This window comes from Microbacterium bandirmense, assembly GCF_037204185.1.
Classification (GTDB): domain Bacteria; phylum Actinomycetota; class Actinomycetes; order Actinomycetales; family Microbacteriaceae; genus Microbacterium; species Microbacterium bandirmense.
This window is the reverse complement of the sequence record NZ_JBBDGM010000002.1, coordinates 267642-285977: the sequence shown is the minus strand read 5'-3', so window position 1 is coordinate 285977 and position 18336 is coordinate 267642. Positions and strand designations below refer to the sequence as shown.

Below are 18336 nucleotides of genomic sequence, written 5' to 3'. Positions count from 1 at the left end.
AGGGTCAGGAGGTCGCGCACACGGGCAGGTCCGAGGTGTCGCCGCCGTCGGCGATCACCTCGAGGATCTCCAGCGACTGCTCGAGCGTCGACGTGCTGTACACGTCCAGACCGGCCGGCACGTGTCCGACCACCTCGTCGCAGTTGCTCTCGGGGGCGAGGAAGACGGTGGCGCCGCCGTCGCGCGCGCCGAACAGCTTCTGTCGGATGCCCCCGATCGGCCCCACGGCGCCGGAGGCCTCGATGGTGCCGGTCCCCGCGACGTTCTCGCCGCCGTTGAGCTTGCCCGGCGTCATGGTGTCGATGATCCCGAGCGCGAACATCATGCCGGCGCTGGGCCCGCCGACGTTGTCGAGCTGCAGGCGCACGTCGACGGGGAAGTCGTAGTCGGTCGTCAGCGAGATGCCGATCAGCCAGAACGGCTCGCCCGCGGCATCCGTCGTCTCCTCCGGAGTGAGCGTGAGCTCCTTCTCCTCGCCATCGCGCTCGATGACCAGCTCGATGTCTTCGCCGCCGAGCTTCTGGATCTCGTCGCGCAGCATGCTCGCCGAATCGACGGCGATGCCGTCGACCGAGAGAACCGTGTCGCCCGCCTCGAGCACGCCGTCGGCCGGGGTGTCCTCGATGGGCTCGATGACCTTGACTTCGGCGCCGACGTCGTAGCCGAGCTCCTTCAGCGCCGCCGCGGTCGCCTCGTGCTGGGAGTCGACCATGAGCTCGGCGTTGCGGTTGTCGCGCTGCTCGGAGGTGACCCCTTCGGGGAAGTAGGTGTCCAGTGGCACGACCGCCCGCGACGGGTCGAACCACGCCAGTGCGAGTTCGAACCAGGTGGGGGTGCGCTCGCGGTTGCCGACGACCTGCAGCGTCGTGAGGTCGAGGGTGCCGCCGGTCGCGTAGGTGGGTGCGCCGTCGACCTCGATCAGCGGCACCTCCTCGCCGTCGGCGCTGAGCGCCGTGCCGAGGGTGTCGTAGATCGGGCCCGGACGCTGGATCACGTACTGCGTCGGCATGAAGGTGAGTCCGACCAGCGCCACCAGCGCGACGCTCAGCGCGACCACGCCCGTGACGGTGCCGTTCGTGCGGCGTGATGACACAGGACCTCCGGGGGCGTTCGCGAGCGGCGTACAGGGATCCGAGCCCTCAGGGTCCGAGCACAGGATCGTATGACTAGCGTAGAACTCACACGCTAGGGGCATGCTGAAAGGGCGATCCGCATGGCAGATGACGACCGGGATCCATCGGACTTCGAAGAGATGCTCCGCCGCATGATGTCGGGCGGCGACATCGATCCCGACGCGCTCCGCGACGCCCTCTCGAACATGGGTGGCCCCGGCGGCATGCAGATCGATCCCGCCCAGATGGCCGGCTTCATGTCCCAGATGCAGGGCATGTTCGGCGGCGACCCGTGGCAGGGCGCCGAGCGACAGGCTCTGCACATCGCCAATCGCGATGGTCAGGGCATCACCTCCGGCTCGCGCTCGTCGCTGGCCGAGGCCTTCGGTCTGGCGAATCTGTGGCTGAGCGAGGCCACCACGATCTCGGATCTCGGGTCGACACCGCAGGCGATGACGCGCGGCGAGTGGGTCGAGCGCACCCTTCCGGTGTGGAAGGAGATCGCCTCCCCTGTCTCGACGTCGATCGCCGATGCGCTGACCGATGCCCTCGAGACGCAGGTGCCCGAAGACATGCAGGGAATGGTGCAGGGCGCGGGGCAGCTGATGCGCGGCCTGGGCGGATCGCTGTTCGCCGCGCAGTTCGGTCAGGTGCTCGGTCGCCTCTCGCTCGAGGTCGTCTCGGGCGGCGACGTCGGCATTCCGGTGCTGCCGGCCGGCACCGCCGCCGTGATCCCACAGAACATCGCCGCGTTCGGCGAGGGCCTCGAGGTGCCCGAAGACCAGATCGCCCTGTACCTCGCGGTGCGCGAACTGGCCTACGCCCGCCTGTACCGCCATGCCAAGTGGCTGCACCTGCACGTGCTCTCGCAGATCACCGAGTTCGCACGCGGCGTGACCGTCGACATCGAAGCCCTCGAGGACGTCGCCTCGCGCCTGGATCCGTCGAACCCGGAGGAGCTGCGCGCGGCGATCGAGGGCGGCGCACTGCTCCCGGCGCAGACCGACACGCAGCGTGAGGCACTGACCAGGCTCGAGAATCTGATCGCCACGATCGACGGCTGGGTCGACGTCGTCACCGAGCAGGCGATCGCGCGGCTGCCCGACGGCGTGCGCCTGGCCGAGGCGGCACGGCGACGTCGTGCGGTCGGCGGTCCGGCCGAAGACGCCCTGGGCGCTCTTGTCGGGCTCAAGCTGCGACCGCGCCGGCTGCGTGAGGCATCGGCGATGTGGCGCGCCGTGACCGATGCGGTCGGCATCGCAGCGCGTGACGCCCTGTGGGATTACCCCGACATCATGCCGCAGTCGTCCGACATTGACGACCCGTCAGCGCTGATCGAGCGGCTCCAGGCCGTGCAGCGCGGCGAGGCGCCGGCGGCGGACGAGTTCGACGAGGCGCTCGCGCGCCTGCTCGACGGCGACGACTTCAGCGAGTCGCCCGACGACGCTGACACTGAGGACGACTCCCCCAGCGACGCACCCTCTGATGACGAGTCCTCCGACGACGAGCCCTCCGACGACGATTCACGTCCCGACGGAGACCGCCCCGTCTGATCTCTGATCCCCCACCCCCGCCGAGGCCCCCTCAGGCCGTCCACGCCCCCTCTCGTTCGCGCAACTGAGTGGGGGCGTCGACGATCAGAGGGGGCGTCGGCGTGAGAGAGGGGAACTCGCGTCGTTGTCCACAAGTGCGCGGGCGTCCCGATTCATCCACAGATCGCGCGACGGCACCCCACGAGGGGTCGCGCGCGGTGAGAATCGGGGGCATGAGTCCCCTCATCCCGCCGACGCTCACCCGCCTCGACCCCCGGTATCCCCTGCTGTGGCGTGACGAGCACACCGTGCAGTTCGGCCTGGAGGGCGCTGTACGGGTGTCCATCGACGAGCCGTGGGTCGAACCGCTGCTGCAGCACCTGCGCACGGGCATCCGACATGGCTCGTTCGATCTCGTCGCGCACGGCGTCGGCGCGCCCCGCGCGGCGGCGCGACGGATGCTCGAGACTCTGCGGCCTGTGCTGCTGCGCGACTCGCCCACCGCGCCACCGGTGTGGATCGACGATCTGAACATCCCCGACGGCCGGGTCGTCGAGCGCCTTCGCCAGGCACTCGAGGATGAGGGGATCGACGACGCCCCGCGCGGCACCGCCGATGCTGTCGCGGTGGTCGTGGTCGGCGGTGCGGCCGCCGCCCTGCAGCTCGCGCCCTACCTGCGCGCGGACATCCCGCATCTGGCGGTCGGATTCGAACCCGAGGCCGCGACGATCGGGCCGCTGGTGGTGCCCGGCCGCTCCCCCTGCCTCAGCTGCCGCGACGTGCACGAGCAGCAGCGCGACCCGGCGTGGCCGACGCTGCACGCCCAGCTGGTGGGACGCACGGTGACCATCGGCGCCGCCCGCATCGCGCACGCCGCCACGCTGATCGCACGGGTGCTGCGCACGCCGACTCCCGAGACCGGCGTGATGGCCAGGGTCAGTCCTGACGGACGGGTCGTCTGGCGCTCGGTGCGGCATCACGAAGAATGCCGGTGCCGCGGGATGTCGTCCCGATCTCCGCGAGGAAGCGCGACGGCGACCGCTCCCCCCGGCCCGCCGATCGAGACCACGACACGGCCAGCGTTCGCGCGGCCCGCGTGATGCCGACGTAGGCGAGTCGGCGCTCCTCATCGACCTGCTCGAAGGTCGAGGCGTACGAGATCGGAAGCGCCCCCTCGGCCCAACCGGCCAGCAGCACGTGCGGCCACTCCAGCCCCTTCGCGGCATGCAGGGTCGACAGGGTGACGGTGTGCAGCACCGGTTCGTGCTGATCCTGCGCGCGGGCCATCAGATCGTCGGCGAACACCCTCAGGGTCGTGCCGACCGGAGCCTCCTCGGCCAGCCGCAGGATCGCCCTGCGCGCCTCCCACCCGTCGCGCTGCGCGCCGCCGGCGGCTGGCGGCTCTTCGGTGAGCCCGAGTCCGCGCAGCACGTCGCGCACGGTCGGCAGGAACCCGACATCGCTCGGTGCGACGGCCGCACCGCGCAGGCCGAGAATCGCCTGGCGCACCTCGGGCATGTCGAAGAACCGGGTGCCGCCGAGCACGCTGGTGGCGATCCCCCGCGCGGCGAGCGCCTGCTGCAGCACGGCCGACTGCGAGTGCGCGCGGTACAGCACGGCGATCTCGGCCGGCGATGCTCCTGCGGCGATCCGCTTCACGATGGCCTCGGCGATGCCCTCCGCCTCTTCGCGCTCGCTGTCGTACCCCGTGAGCGTGGGGGTCTCGCTGCCGAGGCCCGCTCCGGTGGGCACCAGGGCCAGTGCCCCTGGTCGCCCGCGCATCAGCGCGTTCGCGATCTCGAGGATCGGCGCCTGCGACCGGTAGTTCCTCTCGAGGCGCACGACCGTGGCATCGGGGAACCGACGCTCGAACTCCAGAAGGTAGCGCTGCTGCGCGCCGGCGAACGAGTAGATGGTCTGGCTGGCATCGCCCACCACGCAGAGATCGCGTCGTTCACCGAGCCACAGCTCGAGCAGCCGGTTCTGCAGCGGGGACACATCCTGGAACTCGTCGACGGTGAAGTGCCGGTACTGCTCGTGCACCGCGGCGGCGACGCGCGGCTCGGCCTCGAGCATGCCGGCGCAGGCCAGCAGCACGTCTTCGAAGTCGAGCTGGCGGCGATCGTCCTTCAGCGCCTCGTAGGCGGCTTGCAGCTCGATGAGCTGCTCAGGTCGGATGCCCGAGATCGGGCGACCCTGCTCGGCGTACTGCTCGATCGACAGCATCGACACCTTGCGCCACTCGATCTCGGAGGCGATGTCGCGCAGGGTGGCCGTGCTGGGGCGCAGGCGCATGGCGTCTGCGGCCTGCCCCAGCATCCGCACCTTGCTGTCGATGATGCTGGGAGCGGTGTCGCCGGTGAGGGTGGGCCAGAAGAAGTTGAGCTGCTTGAGCGCGGCCGAGTGGAACGTGCGGGCGGCGACCCCGCCGACGCCGAGGGCGCGCAGGCGTCCGCGCAGCTCTCCGGCCGCCTTCGCCGTGAACGTCACCGCCATCACGCGCGACGGCGAGTACGCGCCGGTGTCGACGCCGTGCGCGATGCGGTGCGTGATGACGCGGGTCTTGCCGGTGCCGGCACCGGCGAGCACGGCGACGGGGCCGCGCAGCACGGAGGCCGCCTCACGCTGCCGGTCGTCGAGGGCGTCGAGGGCGCTCACGGGGCGTACCAGTCCATGATCAGCCGTCGCGCGATGGAGGCCTCACCCGGCAGTCCGACCGGGCCGTCGCCCGCCAGGGCCGTGCCGATCTCGCTCCTGGTCAGCCAGCGCACGTCGATGATCTCCTCCCCGTCGGGGACGGCGTTCTCATCGGTCGCGGTGGCGTGGAAGCCGATCATCAGCGACCGGGGGAACGGCCACGGCTGCGAGCCCGCGTAGCGCACGTCGGCGAGCCGCACGCCGGCTTCCTCCTCGATCTCGCGGTGCACCGTGCTCTCGAGCGACTCCCCGGCCTCGACGAATCCCGCGAAGCACGAGTACATGCGTCCCCGCCAGTTCGCGTTGGCGCCGAGCAGCAGCTTCTCGCCGTCCGGGCTCTCGACGGCGACGATGACCGCGGGGTCGGTGCGGGGGAAGTGCTCTCGATCGCACGGGGTGCAGCGTCGTGACCAGCCGGCCTGCGCGAGGTCGAGTGCCGTGCCGCACGTCGGGCAGTGCCGCGCTTCGACCAGCCAGCCGGCGAGCGCGATGGCGCTGACGAACAGTTCGGACTCGTAGGACGACAGCGCGCCGCCGACATCCCGCAGCCCCAGCCAGACCTCGTCGGGAGCGGCGTCGATGCTGTCGGCCTCGGCGGGCGCGGAGGCCAGCAGCAGCGGCACCCCGTCGGCATCGCGACCGAGCAGCGCCCAGTCGGCCTCGCCGACGTCGCTCGGTGCGACGCGCAGCACGCGGGGTCGGCCCGAGTCGGATGCCACACGCAGGCGCCCTTCGCGCGCGACCACGACGCGTGTGCTCGGCTCGGCGCGAAGCCGGTCGATCACACCGGGCTCGGTGCGCAATTCGGCTGCCCTGTCGAGGGCGCCCTGCGATGCGATCATGCGATCCCCCTGGTCTCGTGCTGTTTCTCTCGGGCGCCATATGCCCGTGCGTATACCGCGGCCAGGGCGTGGCGCGGGCGCACCGACCGGGGTGCAGACCTACCCTGGGGAACATGGCACGCTCACCTTTCACTCTAGTGGCGGCGGTCACTGCGGCACTGCCCGGAGCAGAGGTCGTCGGCGCCCGCACCCTGACCGCCGACGGCGACGGCAGGTTCGATTCCGCCGTGGCGACGCTCGCCGACGGACGGGAACTCGTCATCCGCGTGGCAGAGGACGATGCGGCCGCTCTGGAGCTCGCGGAGGAGTCGCTGGCGCTGCGCGCACTCACCGCGGGTGCGCGCGAGATGCTGCCGTTCCGAGTGCCGACGCACGTCGGCGAGACGCGCGTCGGCGAGGCCCGCGCACTGGTGACCGATCTGATGCCCGGGTTCCAGATCGACGCGACGCTGATCCCCGCCGGTCGCGGTGCGGCCGTCTCGATCGGCGAGACGATCGCCGCGGTGCACGCGCTTCCCACGTCGGTGGTGCGTGCCGCGGGGCTGACAGTGCGCGATGCGGACGAGGTTCGTGCCGAGATCACCCAGCTGGTCGACCGGGCGGCGGCCACCGGCCGGGTGCCGTCGCGGCTCACCGGTCGCTGGCGCGACGCGACGGCCGACGACGAGCTGTGGCGGTTCGAGACCGCCGTGACGCTGGGCGGGATGCAGGCGCCGTCGTTCCTGTTCGAGGACGATCCCCACGACGGGCCGCAGGTGTCGGGCGTGCTGGGATGGCGGGGACTGGCCGTGGGCGACCCGGCCGAGGATCTCGGCTGGCTGTCGGGCGCTCCCGAGGCCGCGGCCGACGTGCATTCCGCGTACACGACCGCGTCGTCGCGGGCGATCGACGATGCGCTGCGGGTGCGCGCCCGGCTGCATGCCGAACTGGAGTTCGCACGATGGCTGGTGCACGGTGCCGAGCTGCGACGCCCCGACATCGTCGAGGATGCTGCCGCGCTGCTCGAATCGCTCGCCGACGGGCTGCGCAGCGATGATCTGCGTGTGGTCGCCGCGTACACGGGCGGGGTCGATTCGGCGCTCGATGTGCTCGACCGGGTGCCCGAGACCGCCGCGGCGACGATCGACACGTCGATGCAGACCGACGCGTATCGCCCGGAGGACCTGCGATGGCAGGACGACGCCGAGCAGCGCGGTGACTCCGACGGGACGGATGCCGAAGACACGGACGATCGCTCCGACGCATCCGACGACACCGACGATCGCTCCGAAGACACCGATGCCGAAGACACCGACGATCGCTCCGACGCGCATGGGGGCGCGCCGGCGGCCTGGGAGGAGCCGACTCAGGACCTCACCGAGATCAGCGGCGTGCGCGGCTCGACACACGGCGACGCTCGCGAGACCTCGAGCGCGGCGGCGGGATCGGATGCCGACGACGGCGCCGCGACGGGATCGAGCGATCTGGATTCGGCGGAAGAGGCTCAGCGCGCCGCACGGGCAGCGCTCCAGCGCTGGACCAGCTCCGACTCCGAGTAGACGCGGTCCCCGCGGATGACGAGGTCGTCGGCCACGTAGTACAGCGCGACGTCGATCTCCTCCAGCGGCACAGCGAACCGTCGGTGATAGGCCAGCCGGTAGAGCGCGAGCTGCAGCATCCGATCTTCGCGCTCCTGCGCCGTGCGCGGCGCGCGACCCGTCTTCCAATCGACGATCTCGATACGCCCGCCGCGATCCTCGCGGCGGTAGACCGCATCGAGCTTGCAGATGACGATGTGGCCTTCGTCGTCGACGGTCTGCCCGAAGGCGAAGTCGATCTCGATCTCGACGGCGATGGGCTTCAGCGGTGCCCACTCGCTGGCCTCGAAGATCTGCTGCAGTCGGTTCAGGTCGGCGGCGTCGGCGTCGGACACGCCGGGCGCCTCCGGCACGTCTTCGTCGATCTCCCACAGGGCCTCATCGATGCCGCGGCCCGCTCCGACCAGCCCCGACCGGTTCTCGACCCAGGCGTGGAACAGGGTGCCCAGACGCGTCTGGCGGTACGGCCGCTCGGGCATCGGTCGGATGATCTGCCCCAGGGTTCCCGCGTGATCGGTGACGTAGTCCTTGAACCGCGACGCCGGCACCCGCGTCGGCACCTCGGCGTCGGTACCGCGCCGGCGCGCTTCCCGCTCGGCGAGCAGCCGCTGCAGCTCGACGGTGGGCTCCGGTGGTGCCTGCTGAGCGCTGCGCACCTCGTCGACCGCCCGCTCGATCAGCGGGCGCCGGGCGCCCAGCGGGTCGAGCGGCCAGGTGGTCGTCATGCCGGGGCCGTCATACGGGTTCTCGTCGGGATCGACCGCATCGATCGCGTCCAGTCCGAGCACGTCGATGGCCTCGAGCAGGTACGGGCTCGGTGTGCGCGGCTTCTTCTGCCCTGCCCAGTGCGCGCCGGTCAGCAGCAGGTCGCTGCGAGCGCGGGTGACGGCGACGTACGCCAGCCGGCGCTCCTCACGCTTCTGATAGTCGGAGTACGCCTTCTTGAAGCGCGTCAGCGCACCCCCGGGATACGTCTTGGTGATGCCGCCCGACAGCGAGCGCTGCCCCTCGCGGTGTCTCTTGACCGGGTCGTCGCCGACGGCATCCATCGCCTCCTGCGGATCCCACTCGAACCTCGGCAGGGCTGCGGCGTCGCCCCGCAGCGGGAACGGCACCGCCCCGAAGCCGAACCAGCCCGCCGTGTCGGTCGCGCGCGACGGCAGCTCGTCGTCGACCAGCCGCACGACGGCCACGGCGTCCCATTCGAGCCCCTTCGACCCGTGGATCGTGAGCAGCTGCACGACGCCGGGTTCCGGGGGCTCGGGGCGCGGCATCAGCTCATCGGTGCTCTCGGCCTTCTCGAGCCAGGCGAGCAGACTGCTGATCGTGCCGCGCTCATCCGCGGCGAGGAACGCGCGCACCTCATCGGCGAACGAACGCAGCTGCGTGGTGGCGATGCGCGCGGGGCCACGGGACTCGTTGACGGCGAGCTCGATGTCGAGGCGCAGCTCGAACTCGATGAGCCGGATCAGCTCGGGCAACGGCTGGGTGATCGCGCGACGCAGCCGCTCGAGCATCTCCCCCGCGGCCCTGATGCGCGCCCTGCCGTCGGGGGTGATGCCCTCGATGAGGCGGTAGTCGTCGCGCATGCCGCGCACGACGTCGACCGCGTCGACGATCGACACCGATTCGTCGGCGCCGCTCGACGACCGGATCAGCGCGCGCACCTCATCCGAGAGCGGCGTCAGGGCGCTGTCGCGACGCGAGATCTCGGATGCCAGGTCGTACAGCGCCGCCATGTCGGCGACCCCGACCGCGAAGCGCGGTCCGGTCAGCAGCCGGATGAGAGCGGAGCCGGCGTTCGGGTCGTGGATGACCCGCAGCGTGGAGACGACGTCGACCACCTCGGGTGTGGCCAGCAGGCCGCCCAGGCCGAGGATGCGATGCGGGATGCCCGCTGCGGCGAGCGCCCCGGCGAATGTCTGCATGTGGCGCTTGGAGCGGAACAGGATCGCCCCGGTGTGCGGTGAGGCCCCCTGGTGTGCCGCGCGTCGCGCGGCGAACCATTCGGCGACCCGCGTCGCCTCCTCGTCGACGGTGAAGGCGAACCGCACATCGACCGTGCCCGTCCCGGCGCCGGGGCGCGGCTCGAGCGGCGGCACGTCGAGCCCCGGTCGCTGCAGCGGTTCGAGCAGGGTGTTGGCCACGTCGAGGATGTGGGCGTCGTTGCGCCAGCTCGTCATCAGGCTGTACGTCTGCGCCGTCTGCGCGGTCGAGAACGAGTGGGAGAACGCGAACAGGTTGTCGGCGCTCGCTCCGCGCCATCCGTAGATCGACTGGTGCGGGTCGCCCACGGCCATGACGGCGGAGTCGCGGAACAGCTCGGCGAGGAAGCGGGTCTGGATGACGGAGGTGTCCTGGTACTCGTCGAGCAGCACAACCCGGTGCTGCTCGCGCAGCTCATCGCGCACGTCGGGTGACGACTCGATGATGTCGTAGGCGCCCGAAACCTGATCGGCGAAGTCGAGCACCCCGCGGCGGGACTTCTCCGAGATGTACTCGCGCACCAGGTCGGCGAGCACCGGCAGCGCGAGCAGATTCGCCGATGCCTTGTCGACCGCATCCACCCCGAGATAGGGCTCGAAGGCGGCGGCCTGAGCGTCGGCGATCCGCACGGCGCGGTCGAGGTCGACGCGGTGGTCGAGCACATCGCCGGCGAGCTTCTGGACGGCATCCACGATGCCGGGCAGGGCGCGGTCGATCAGCTCGAGTCCGGGCAGGTCGGCGCGCAGCACGACGTCGCGGGCGAGGATCCACGATGCGGCCTGGCTGAGCATCGCGACGTCCGGGTCGCGGCCGATGCGCGCGGCGTGCTCGCGCACGATGCCGTCGGCGAACGCGTTGTACGTCGATACGCGCGGACGGATCATGAGGTCTTCCGCGGTGCGCGGCAGCGTGGCATCCCACCCGGTCGCGTAGGTGTCGGCGAGTTCGTCGAGCACGTGTGCGCGCACCAGCTCGCGCTGGCGGCCGGGTGCGGCAGCATCCACGCGACGCAGCGCGCCCGACGCGACGATCTCGGGCACGTGGGGCAGCAGCCCGCGTCGGCCGTACTCGTCGATCATCGCCAGACGCGCGCCGATGCGCTCCGACAGCTCACCGGCGGCCTTGCGGGTGAACGTGAGACCGAGGATCTCATCGCGCCGCACGTGCCCGTTGGCGACCAGCCACACGACGCGGCCCGACATGGTCTCGGTCTTGCCGCTGCCCGCACCGGCGACCACGAGCGCGGGGCCCGCGGGCGCCTCGATCACCCGCTGCTGTGCGGGCGTCGGCGTCGGCAGGCCGAGCGCACCGGCCACATCGGTCGCCGAGATGCGGAGCTGAGTCGCTGAGTCCCCCAGCTGAGTCGCTGAGTCCCCCAGTGCGGTCGCTGAGCCTGTCGAAGCGTGCCAGGCGGTCATGCGCTCACCGCCGGCACCGTGTGGATGAGACAGGGCTGCACCCGCCACTGCGTGTCGGCGCAGTGCGCCTCCACCTGGGCGGTGAAACTGCTCGCCGACATGCCGCGCGCGGCGTCGGCGACGCGCCGGAGGAACTCGTCGCGCGCCTCGCCGTCGAGGGTGTGCTGGTGCGCGACGCGGTAGTCGCTCTTGGCGAGGGTCTTGGCGACGAGCACCAGGCGCGCCCCGGCGAGGGCGTCCGGGTCGGCCCCTTCGATCAGGCCCTGCTGCACGGCGAGCTGGTACGCCGACAGCTGCGCGTGCGCGAGCACCTTCTCGTCGTTCTCGGGCTCGTACTTGCCGGTCTTCAGGTCGACCACGACCACGTTCTCCTTCTCGCCGGGCATCGCCTGCCATCCACGGCCGCGCGCATCGGCGTGCTCTCCGCCGCCCGCCGGATACGCCTCGACGCGGTCGATGTACCCGTGGATGATGGCCTGGCGCGCGGTGTCGTCACCCGCCGGATGCACCGTGGGCAAGACCCCGTCTCGCTGCGCTCCTTCAGCGGCAGCTTCTCGGGGCACATCGACCGCCAGCCGGAACTCCACCTCACTGGCCAGCACCCTGCCGCCGTCGGCCGCCACCCGCCCGAGGTACGAGTGCACGCGCTCGACGTACTGCTCGGCACGCCTGCGCTCCTTGCGTCCGATCCACTCGGTGTCGAAATCGAGCTCGGGCCAGCGGCGTGCGACCACCTCGCGCATGCGCTCGAGGTCACCGTCGGGCGCGGCCTCCATCGCCGCGTGCACGATCGTGCCGATGCCCGCCGAAGGCGGGAGCACCGTGTCACCGCCGAGCGCGGAGACGACCCAGTTGAGGCCGCACTCCTCGAACGCCTCCATGCGCGAGGGCGACACCCGAGCCGCCTCGACGTCGAGATCGCGCAGTGGCGCCTCGGTCGACGGCGGCGTCACGCCGTACCACTCCGCGGGTTCGGCGCCGGGCACTCCCTCCCGGGCGAGCACCGCCAGCTGCCCGGCGGCCTCCTGCCGGGCCGTGGGCGACGACGAGGTGGTCAGGGTGCGTCGGTGCCGTGCGACCAGACCGCGCAGGGTGAGCGGATGCTCGGCCGCGGGGTGACGCTCAGGCGGGTCGGGCTGCGGGAGGAACCCGAAGAACGGACTCGGTGTCGAGTCGTCATCATCGACGGCGGTGATCAGCAGACGAGAGCGAGCCCGCGAGACGGCCCGCACGAACAGGCGCAGTTCGTCGTGCAGCGCGCTGCGGCGGCGGTCGAGCACGCCGGGAACGACCGCGTCCACGCCCGTGCGCGCCGCCGTGATGGCGTCGGCGAGACGCCAGGTCTGCAGCATCCCGCCGCGCAGGCGCACGTTCGGCCAGACCCCGTCCTGCACACCGGCGATCACGACGGCGTCGAATTCGGTGCCGAGCGCCGTCGCCGGTGTGAGCAGGGTGACGCGGCCAGGACGCTCGGGAGCCGAGAGCGTGTCCTCGGGCACCTCGCTGCCGAGGATGTCGCGCACGAACGTGTCGGGCTTCTCCTCGGGCGTGCGCTCGACGAAGCGCTTGGCGGCGTCGAACAGCGCGACGAGTGCGTCGAGGGCGCGGGCGGTCTCGCCGCTGGTGGATTGCAGCGCGTTCTCGCGCCACGAGATCTGCAGTCTTCTCCCGTCCACTCCCCTGGCCGCGTCCCAGGCCCGCCAGAGCAGATCGTGGATGGTCTCGCCAGCGGTCGCCGCGGCGGTCATCTCCGCGAGCGTGTCGGCGAATCGGGCGGCCGCCCGCGCCTCTGCGGCATCGATGAGCGTCAGATGCGACGGGGCGGCCATCGCCTGCCGCAGCAGTTCGCGCGCGGGAGTCGATCCGCCGTGTTCGAGCTCGAGATGACGGAGCCTCGCACGAAAGCGCCGCAGGCCGATGGCGTCCATGCCGCCGAACGGCGATCGCAGGGCCTCTTCGAGCTGCTGCGGGGTGCGCTCCTCGACCGGTGTGAGCGCGAGGTCGACGATACCGACCAGATCGCGCACGACCGTCTCGTCGCCCAGTGGTCGCTGCACCCCGGCGGCGCGGGTGGGCACGTCGCGCGCGGCGAGCTCGGCCTCGAGCTGGGCGACCTGCCGGGTGTCGTGGGCGATGACGGCCATGCGATCCCAGCGGATGCCATCGCTCAGGTGCCAGTCACGCAGCACGCCCGCGATGCGGTCGACCTCTTCGTAGGGCGAGGGCGCGATGAAGGTCGTCACGGCGGCGGCGGAGTCGTCGACCACGACCGGAGCACGGCGATGATCGACCCGCCCCGATGCGCCGATCGCCTGTGTCACGGTGCGGGTGAGTGCGGTGAGAGCCGGAGCCTGTCGATGCGGGGTGTCGAGAACGTGCACGTCGCCGAGCTGCGCGGCGAGCTGGGCGAACAGCTCGGGGCTCGCGCCGCGGAAGGCCCCCGACGAGATGTCGGGATCACCGAACGCGAGCACGGCGATCCCCCGCGACCGGAGCGCGCGCACGAGGGCGATGCCTCCTCGCGTGAGCTCCTGGGCGTCGTCGATGAGCACGACCCGCAGGTCGGCGAGAGGCCCCAGCTCTGCGGCGTCCGCCGTGTGCAGGATACCCACGGACTCACTGAGCAGATCGGCGGCGTCTCGATGCGCCGACCGCAGGCGCCCCAGCACCTCGTGATACCCGTCGAGGAACTCGCCGGCCGCCGCCCACAGCTCATCGCCCAGTTCGCGCAGCTCACCGGGCAGCACACCCAGTTCGGTGCACTCGGCCAGGAACGCACGCAGCTCGGAGCGGAACCCCTTCGACGCCCGCACCGAGGGGCCGAGCGAGTCCGGCCAGCGTACGACGCCGTGCTGAGCGATGGCGTCTTCGGCGTCCTCGGCGTCCTCAGCCTCCCCGGCGAGCAGCTCGGCGATGATGCGGTCCTGGTCCGCGCCGGTCAGCAGCGCCGGCGGCTCTTCACCGGCGCGCACCATCGCGCCACGGACCAGCTGGAACGCGAACGACCCCACAGACCGCGCCAGCGGGCCCGGTGTCGCCTGTGTGATGCGCACGCCGATGCGGTCGCGCAGCGCGGTGGCCGCCTGCCTGTTGGGGGTGAGCGCCAGGACCTCGTCCGGACGGAGCCCGGAATCGAGCAGGTGCACGACGCGGTCGACGAGGGCGGTCGTCTTGCCGGTGCCTGGTGCGCCGATGACGACGCCGGACGCCGTCGCCTCTGCCTCGACGATCGCGCGCTGCGCAGCATCCGAACCCATGCCTCCACGCTATCGGCGGCGACCGACACGAGCTCACGACGCGTCGTGTGCGCCCATGGCGAAATCCGACCGTGCCCGGGGCGAGCGCCGATGCCAGCCGGTAGAGTTGCCGGTGTTCGCAGAACGTGAGGAGATCGCGTGGAAATCCGCATCGGCATCGTCAACACCGGCCGTGAGCTCAGCTTCGACACCAGCAGCAGCGCCGACGAGGTGCGCAAGCAGGTGACCGAGGCCCTCGAGCAGAACGCGAGCCACCTGAGCTTCGCCGATGCCAAGGGCAGCTCGTACATCGTGCCCACCGCGAACCTCGCCTACGTCGAGCTCGGCAGCGAAGAGTCGCGCCGAGTCGGCTTCGTCGCCTGACATGTACATCCTGCTCGCGCTCATCGCGGCGTGCGCACTCGGTGTGGCACTGCACTTCCTGCTGCCGCACCGCGAGCTGCGCGGCGTCGCGGTCACCCCGGCGATCGCGACGGCCGTCGCCGCCGCGACCTACACGGTCATGCAGTGGGCCGGTGTCGCCGAGAGCAGCGTGTGGCTGTGGGTGGCCAGCGTCGGCGGCGGACTGCTGATCGCAGCGATCGCGACGATCAGCATCAGCGCCCAGCGCATCCACCACGACCGCCTCGAGAAGCAGGCGCTCGGCATCTGACGCGGCCCGGCCCGTAGGCTGCCGACCGGTGTGGGAGATCTCAGACCGTCCGCGCGGGAGCCCGCGTGTCGTGCCCCGACACGCCGGTCGGCACCCGTTCCGTCTGAGACTTCCGACAGTGGTCCGGCTCAAGCCAGCGCCCCGGCACGCGCAGGCGGTCCCGCACGCGCGATCGACGTCGGATGCTACGAGGCGAGCCCCATGGCATCCATGCGCCGCGCGTGCGCGCCCATCAGCTCGGTGTAGACCGGCTCGATGCGCGTGTCGTCGGCCTCGAGCCGCCCGGGACGCAGCGCGCCACGGCAGACGAGCAGGGTGTCGCCGACCAGGCGCCGGCCCCACATCGACAGCAGCGAGCGCCACTCGTCATCGCTCTCGATGGTCTGCTGGATGATCGAGACGATCTCGCCACCCCGGTCGTCCTGCCGCAGGATCGCGGCGACCCGCTCGCCCGTCTCGCCGTAGCTCGAGGCGAGCGCGAGGTAGAAGTCGTCGAGCATGCCGGCGGTGAGGTACACCGACAGCAGGGTCTCCTCCTGATGCACGCCGATCGTCTTGCGGCGGAACGCGTCGAGGTTCTCGCGGAACGGCAGCATCACCTCGGTGGGGTCATCGCCCAGGTCGGCGATGATCTCGACGATGCCGCGGTGCTTGTCGAGTGCGGCGCCGGCGGCGCGCGACAGCGCTTCCTTGCGCGCGAGTTCGTGCGTGCCCCGGATGCCACGGGTGAGCGTCTCGAAGTAACCGAGCTGCAGATACGCGGCCTGACCGAGGAAGCGGTTCAGCTCAGGCGCGAGCTCGGCGAAGTCGACACGTGTCGCTCCCCCGGTGTCTCCCTTGCTGCGCAGCGTGAGATTGCGCCGCTGCGGCTTGCGCTTCCAGAACCAGTTGACCACCAGAACAGACTATCGGGCGACCGCCGAACCGCGAGATCTCCTACACTCGCCACACGAGGTGGCAACGCACTTACTACCCGAGTAGCATCGTCCCATGGCGCACATCAAGATCAGCCTGAGCCTCAGCGAGGAAGACGCCGCCTTTCTCGACACCGAGACACTGAGCGGCCGGTACTCCTCTCGGTCTGCCGCCGTGCAGGATGCTGTGCGGCTGCTCCGCGAGAGCCTGCTCGCCGACGCGTACGCGGAGGCGTACGCCGAGGGTTACGACGAAGACTGGGACGCCACCGCTGAGGATGGGATCGCATGATCTCGCTGCTGCGCCGCGGACAGATCGTGCTCGTCGCACTCGACCCCGCGGTTGGCTCCGAGGCGAAGAAGACCCGGCCGGCCGTGGTGGTGAGCAACAACACAGCCAACGCGGTCGCGGCGCGCACCGACAGCGCGACCGTCACCGTCGTCCCCCTCACATCGAACGTCGCCCGGATCCTGCCCTTCCAGGTTCATCTCCCGGCGGGCGACACAGGCCTTAATCGGGACTCGAAGGCCCAGGCCGAGCAGGTCCGCACGGTGGCGGTCTCGCGTATCGTGCGTCCGGTCGGGTGGGTGGGCGCAGAGCTCATGGCCGCACTCGACGACGCGCTGCGGCTGCACCTCGCGCTGTAGCCGCAGCATCGCCGAACACCGGTTCTCGGGCATCGGGCGCCCCTCGGGTAGGCTTGTCCCGTCCTGCCATCGGAGCAGGGCCCCGCGCCTGTGGCAGCAGTTGACGGCGTGGATCCGTTTAACAAGGCGCCGCTCGCACGGCAACCGCCGCGCACGCGCCGGACAGGCAAAGACATACTGTGACTTCATTCGCTGATCTGGGGATCGATCAGGACATCATCGACGCACTCGCCGCCAAGGGCATCGTCGACGCTTTCCCCATCCAGGAGCAGACCATCCCCCTCGGCCTTCCCGGCCAGGACATCATCGGCCAGGCCAAGACCGGCACCGGCAAGACCTTCGGCTTCGGCATCCCCGTCGTGCAGCGGCTGGGCGAGAACCCCGAGCCGGGCGTCAAGGCGCTCATCGTGGTGCCGACGCGCGAGCTCGCCGTGCAGGTGTACGAGGACATGGATCTGCTCACCTCGAACCGCTCCACGAGCGTCGTGGCCATCTACGGCGGCAAGGCCTACGAGGGTCAGATCGACCAGCTCAAGGCCGGTGCGCAGATCGTCGTCGGCACCCCCGGTCGTCTGATCGACCTCGCCAACCAGCGCCTGCTCGACCTCTCGAACGCCACGGAGGTCGTGCTCGACGAGGCCGACAAGATGCTCGACCTCGGCTTCCTCGCCGACATCGAGAAGATCTTCTCGAAGGTGCCGCCGGTGCGCCACACGCAGCTGTTCTCGGCGACCATGCCCGGCCCGATCGTCGCGCTGGCGCGCCGGTTCATGACGAACCCGATCCACATCCGCGCCAACGACCCCGACGAGGGCCTCACCCAGGCGAACATCAAGCACATCATCTACCGCGCGCACTCGCTCGACAAGGACGAGATCATCGCGCGCATCCTGCAGGCCGAGGGTCGCGGCAAGGCCGTCATCTTCACCCGCACGAAGCGTGCCGCGCAGAAGCTCGTCGACGAGCTCGGCGACCGCGGCTTCAACGTCGGCGGTGTGCACGGTGACATGGGCCAGGAGCAGCGCGAGCGCTCGATGGCGGCGTTCAAGGCCGGCAAGCGCGACGTGCTGGTCGCGACCGACGTCGCCGCCCGCGGCATCGACGTCGACGACATCACGCACGTGATCAACCACACCATCCCGGATGAGGACAAGACGTACCTGCACCGGGCCGGTCGCACCGGCCGCGCCGGCAAGACCGGCATCGCGGTCACCTTCGTCGACTGGGAGGACCTGCATAAGTGGGCCCTGATCAACCGCGCCCTCGACTTCGGCCAGCCCGAGCCCGTCGAGACGTACTCGTCGAGCCCGCACCTGTTCACCGACCTCGACATCCCCGAGGGCACCAAGGGACGTCTGCGCACGGCTCCCAAGGCCGAGAAGCCCGAGCGCAAGCAGCGTCAGCCGCAGAAGGCATCGGATGCTGCCGCCGAGGGCACCGACGAGGGCACCACCCGCCGTCGGCGTCGGCGCCGCCGCAGTTCGAACGCCGAGAAGGTCGGCTCGACCTTCGCCGAGGGCACCGAGTCCCAGGCATCCGATTCCCACTCCTCCGCCCCTGCGGCCGATCGCGACGCCGAGGGAGCGGGCACCCACGACGGTGACGCCACCAGCGAGCACCGTGACGGCAAGCCGGCACCGCAGCGTCGTCGCCGCCGTCGCCGCAGCGGTGGCGGAGCGGGCGCCCCGACCGGCGCCTGAC

13 protein-coding genes are annotated in these 18336 nt (G+C 71.0%); 7 read left to right on the top strand and 6 right to left on the bottom strand.

What is annotated here, in order from left to right; translation table 11 throughout:
• Positions 1-4: 4 nt before the first annotated feature.
• Entirely contained in the window at positions 5-1093 is a 1089-nt protein-coding gene (locus WDU99_RS03420; protein ID WP_337331032.1) for a YlbL family protein, read from the bottom strand.
• A gap of 120 nt (positions 1094-1213) precedes the next feature.
• On the opposite strand from WDU99_RS03420, the gene WDU99_RS03415 reads away from it, so the two are divergent.
• Entirely contained in the window at positions 1214-2665 is a 1452-nt protein-coding gene (locus tag WDU99_RS03415; protein ID WP_337331031.1) for a zinc-dependent metalloprotease, read from the top strand.
• Between the two features lie 915 nt (positions 2666-3580).
• Here the strand turns inward: WDU99_RS03415 and WDU99_RS03410 are convergent.
• Together WDU99_RS03410 and nudC are read right to left on the bottom strand one after the other, a co-directional pair.
• On the bottom strand, positions 3581-5302 hold the full coding sequence (locus tag WDU99_RS03410) for an ATP-dependent helicase (RefSeq protein ID WP_337331030.1): 1722 nt from the start codon (positions 5300-5302) through the stop codon (positions 3581-3583).
• The gene (gene nudC, locus WDU99_RS03405; RefSeq protein ID WP_337331029.1) at positions 5299-6183 is read right to left on the bottom strand and encodes an NAD(+) diphosphatase; all 885 of its coding nucleotides are present in this window, start codon (positions 6181-6183) and stop codon (positions 5299-5301) included. Before nudC ends, WDU99_RS03410 begins: the two co-directional genes overlap by 4 nt.
• A gap of 113 nt (positions 6184-6296) precedes the next feature.
• Between nudC and WDU99_RS03400 the strand changes: the two genes are divergently transcribed.
• A complete protein-coding gene (locus tag WDU99_RS03400) occupies positions 6297-7721 on the top strand; it encodes a phosphotransferase (RefSeq protein ID WP_337331028.1) in 1425 nt (474 codons plus the stop codon).
• Here the strand turns inward: WDU99_RS03400 and WDU99_RS03395 are convergent.
• Both WDU99_RS03395 and WDU99_RS03390 read right to left on the bottom strand, forming a co-directional pair.
• Positions 7667-11164, bottom strand: coding sequence for an ATP-dependent DNA helicase (locus tag WDU99_RS03395; protein WP_337331027.1), 3498 nt, complete (start codon positions 11162-11164; stop codon positions 7667-7669). The two genes, WDU99_RS03400 and WDU99_RS03395, sit on opposite strands and share 55 nt — an antisense overlap.
• Positions 11161-14421 (bottom strand): ATP-dependent helicase, encoded by a 3261-nt coding sequence (locus WDU99_RS03390; protein WP_337331026.1) that lies wholly within the window; start codon positions 14419-14421, stop codon positions 11161-11163. Before WDU99_RS03390 ends, WDU99_RS03395 begins: the two co-directional genes overlap by 4 nt.
• Before the next feature lie 138 nt (positions 14422-14559).
• Between WDU99_RS03390 and WDU99_RS03385 the strand changes: the two genes are divergently transcribed.
• Together WDU99_RS03385 and WDU99_RS03380 are read left to right on the top strand one after the other, a co-directional pair.
• Positions 14560-14784 carry a DUF3107 domain-containing protein gene (locus WDU99_RS03385; protein WP_337331025.1) on the top strand — a complete coding sequence of 75 codons (225 nt, stop codon included), beginning with the start codon at positions 14560-14562 and terminating at the stop codon, positions 14782-14784.
• A 1-nt stretch (position 14785) separates the two neighbouring features.
• Positions 14786-15073, top strand: a complete 288-nt coding sequence (locus WDU99_RS03380) for a hypothetical protein (protein ID WP_337331024.1) — start codon at positions 14786-14788, stop codon at positions 15071-15073.
• A 185-nt stretch (positions 15074-15258) separates the two neighbouring features.
• Here the strand turns inward: WDU99_RS03380 and WDU99_RS03375 are convergent, their stop codons facing one another.
• Positions 15259-15969: a ferritin-like fold-containing protein gene (locus WDU99_RS03375; protein ID WP_337331023.1), complete on the bottom strand. Its 711-nt coding sequence runs from the start codon at positions 15967-15969 to the stop codon at positions 15259-15261.
• A gap of 94 nt (positions 15970-16063) precedes the next feature.
• Here WDU99_RS03375 and WDU99_RS03370 point away from each other — a divergent pair, with 94 nt between their 5' ends.
• The 3 genes from WDU99_RS03370 (at position 16064) to WDU99_RS03360 (ending at position 18335) form a co-directional block, all read left to right on the top strand.
• Positions 16064-16279, top strand: a complete 216-nt coding sequence (locus tag WDU99_RS03370; RefSeq protein WP_337331022.1) for a ribbon-helix-helix domain-containing protein — start codon at positions 16064-16066, stop codon at positions 16277-16279.
• On the top strand, positions 16276-16635 hold the full coding sequence (locus tag WDU99_RS03365; RefSeq protein ID WP_337331021.1) for a type II toxin-antitoxin system PemK/MazF family toxin: 360 nt from the start codon (positions 16276-16278) through the stop codon (positions 16633-16635). Before WDU99_RS03370 ends, WDU99_RS03365 begins: the two co-directional genes overlap by 4 nt.
• A 179-nt stretch (positions 16636-16814) precedes the next feature.
• Positions 16815-18335 (top strand): DEAD/DEAH box helicase, encoded by a 1521-nt coding sequence (locus WDU99_RS03360; RefSeq protein WP_337331020.1) that lies wholly within the window; start codon positions 16815-16817, stop codon positions 18333-18335.
• The last annotated feature ends 1 nt before the right edge of the window (position 18336 follow it).

What these genes read in the sequence shown, in the direction of transcription:
- WDU99_RS03395 (WP_337331027.1), bottom strand. Translation starts at nt 11,164, where the DNA reads ATGACCGCCTGGCACGCTTCGACAGGCTCAGCGACCGCACTGGGGGAC.
- WDU99_RS03400 (WP_337331028.1), top strand. Translation starts at nt 6,297, where the DNA reads ATGGCACGCTCACCTTTCACTCTAGTGGCGGCGGTCACTGCGGCACTG.
- WDU99_RS03365 (WP_337331021.1), top strand. Translation starts at nt 16,276, where the DNA reads ATGATCTCGCTGCTGCGCCGCGGACAGATCGTGCTCGTCGCACTCGAC.
- WDU99_RS03380 (WP_337331024.1), top strand. Translation starts at nt 14,786, where the DNA reads ATGTACATCCTGCTCGCGCTCATCGCGGCGTGCGCACTCGGTGTGGCA.
- WDU99_RS03390 (WP_337331026.1), bottom strand. Translation starts at nt 14,421, where the DNA reads ATGGGTTCGGATGCTGCGCAGCGCGCGATCGTCGAGGCAGAGGCGACG.
- WDU99_RS03370 (WP_337331022.1), top strand. Translation starts at nt 16,064, where the DNA reads ATGGCGCACATCAAGATCAGCCTGAGCCTCAGCGAGGAAGACGCCGCC.
- nudC (WP_337331029.1), bottom strand. Translation starts at nt 6,183, where the DNA reads ATGATCGCATCGCAGGGCGCCCTCGACAGGGCAGCCGAATTGCGCACC.
- WDU99_RS03415 (WP_337331031.1), top strand. Translation starts at nt 1,214, where the DNA reads ATGGCAGATGACGACCGGGATCCATCGGACTTCGAAGAGATGCTCCGC.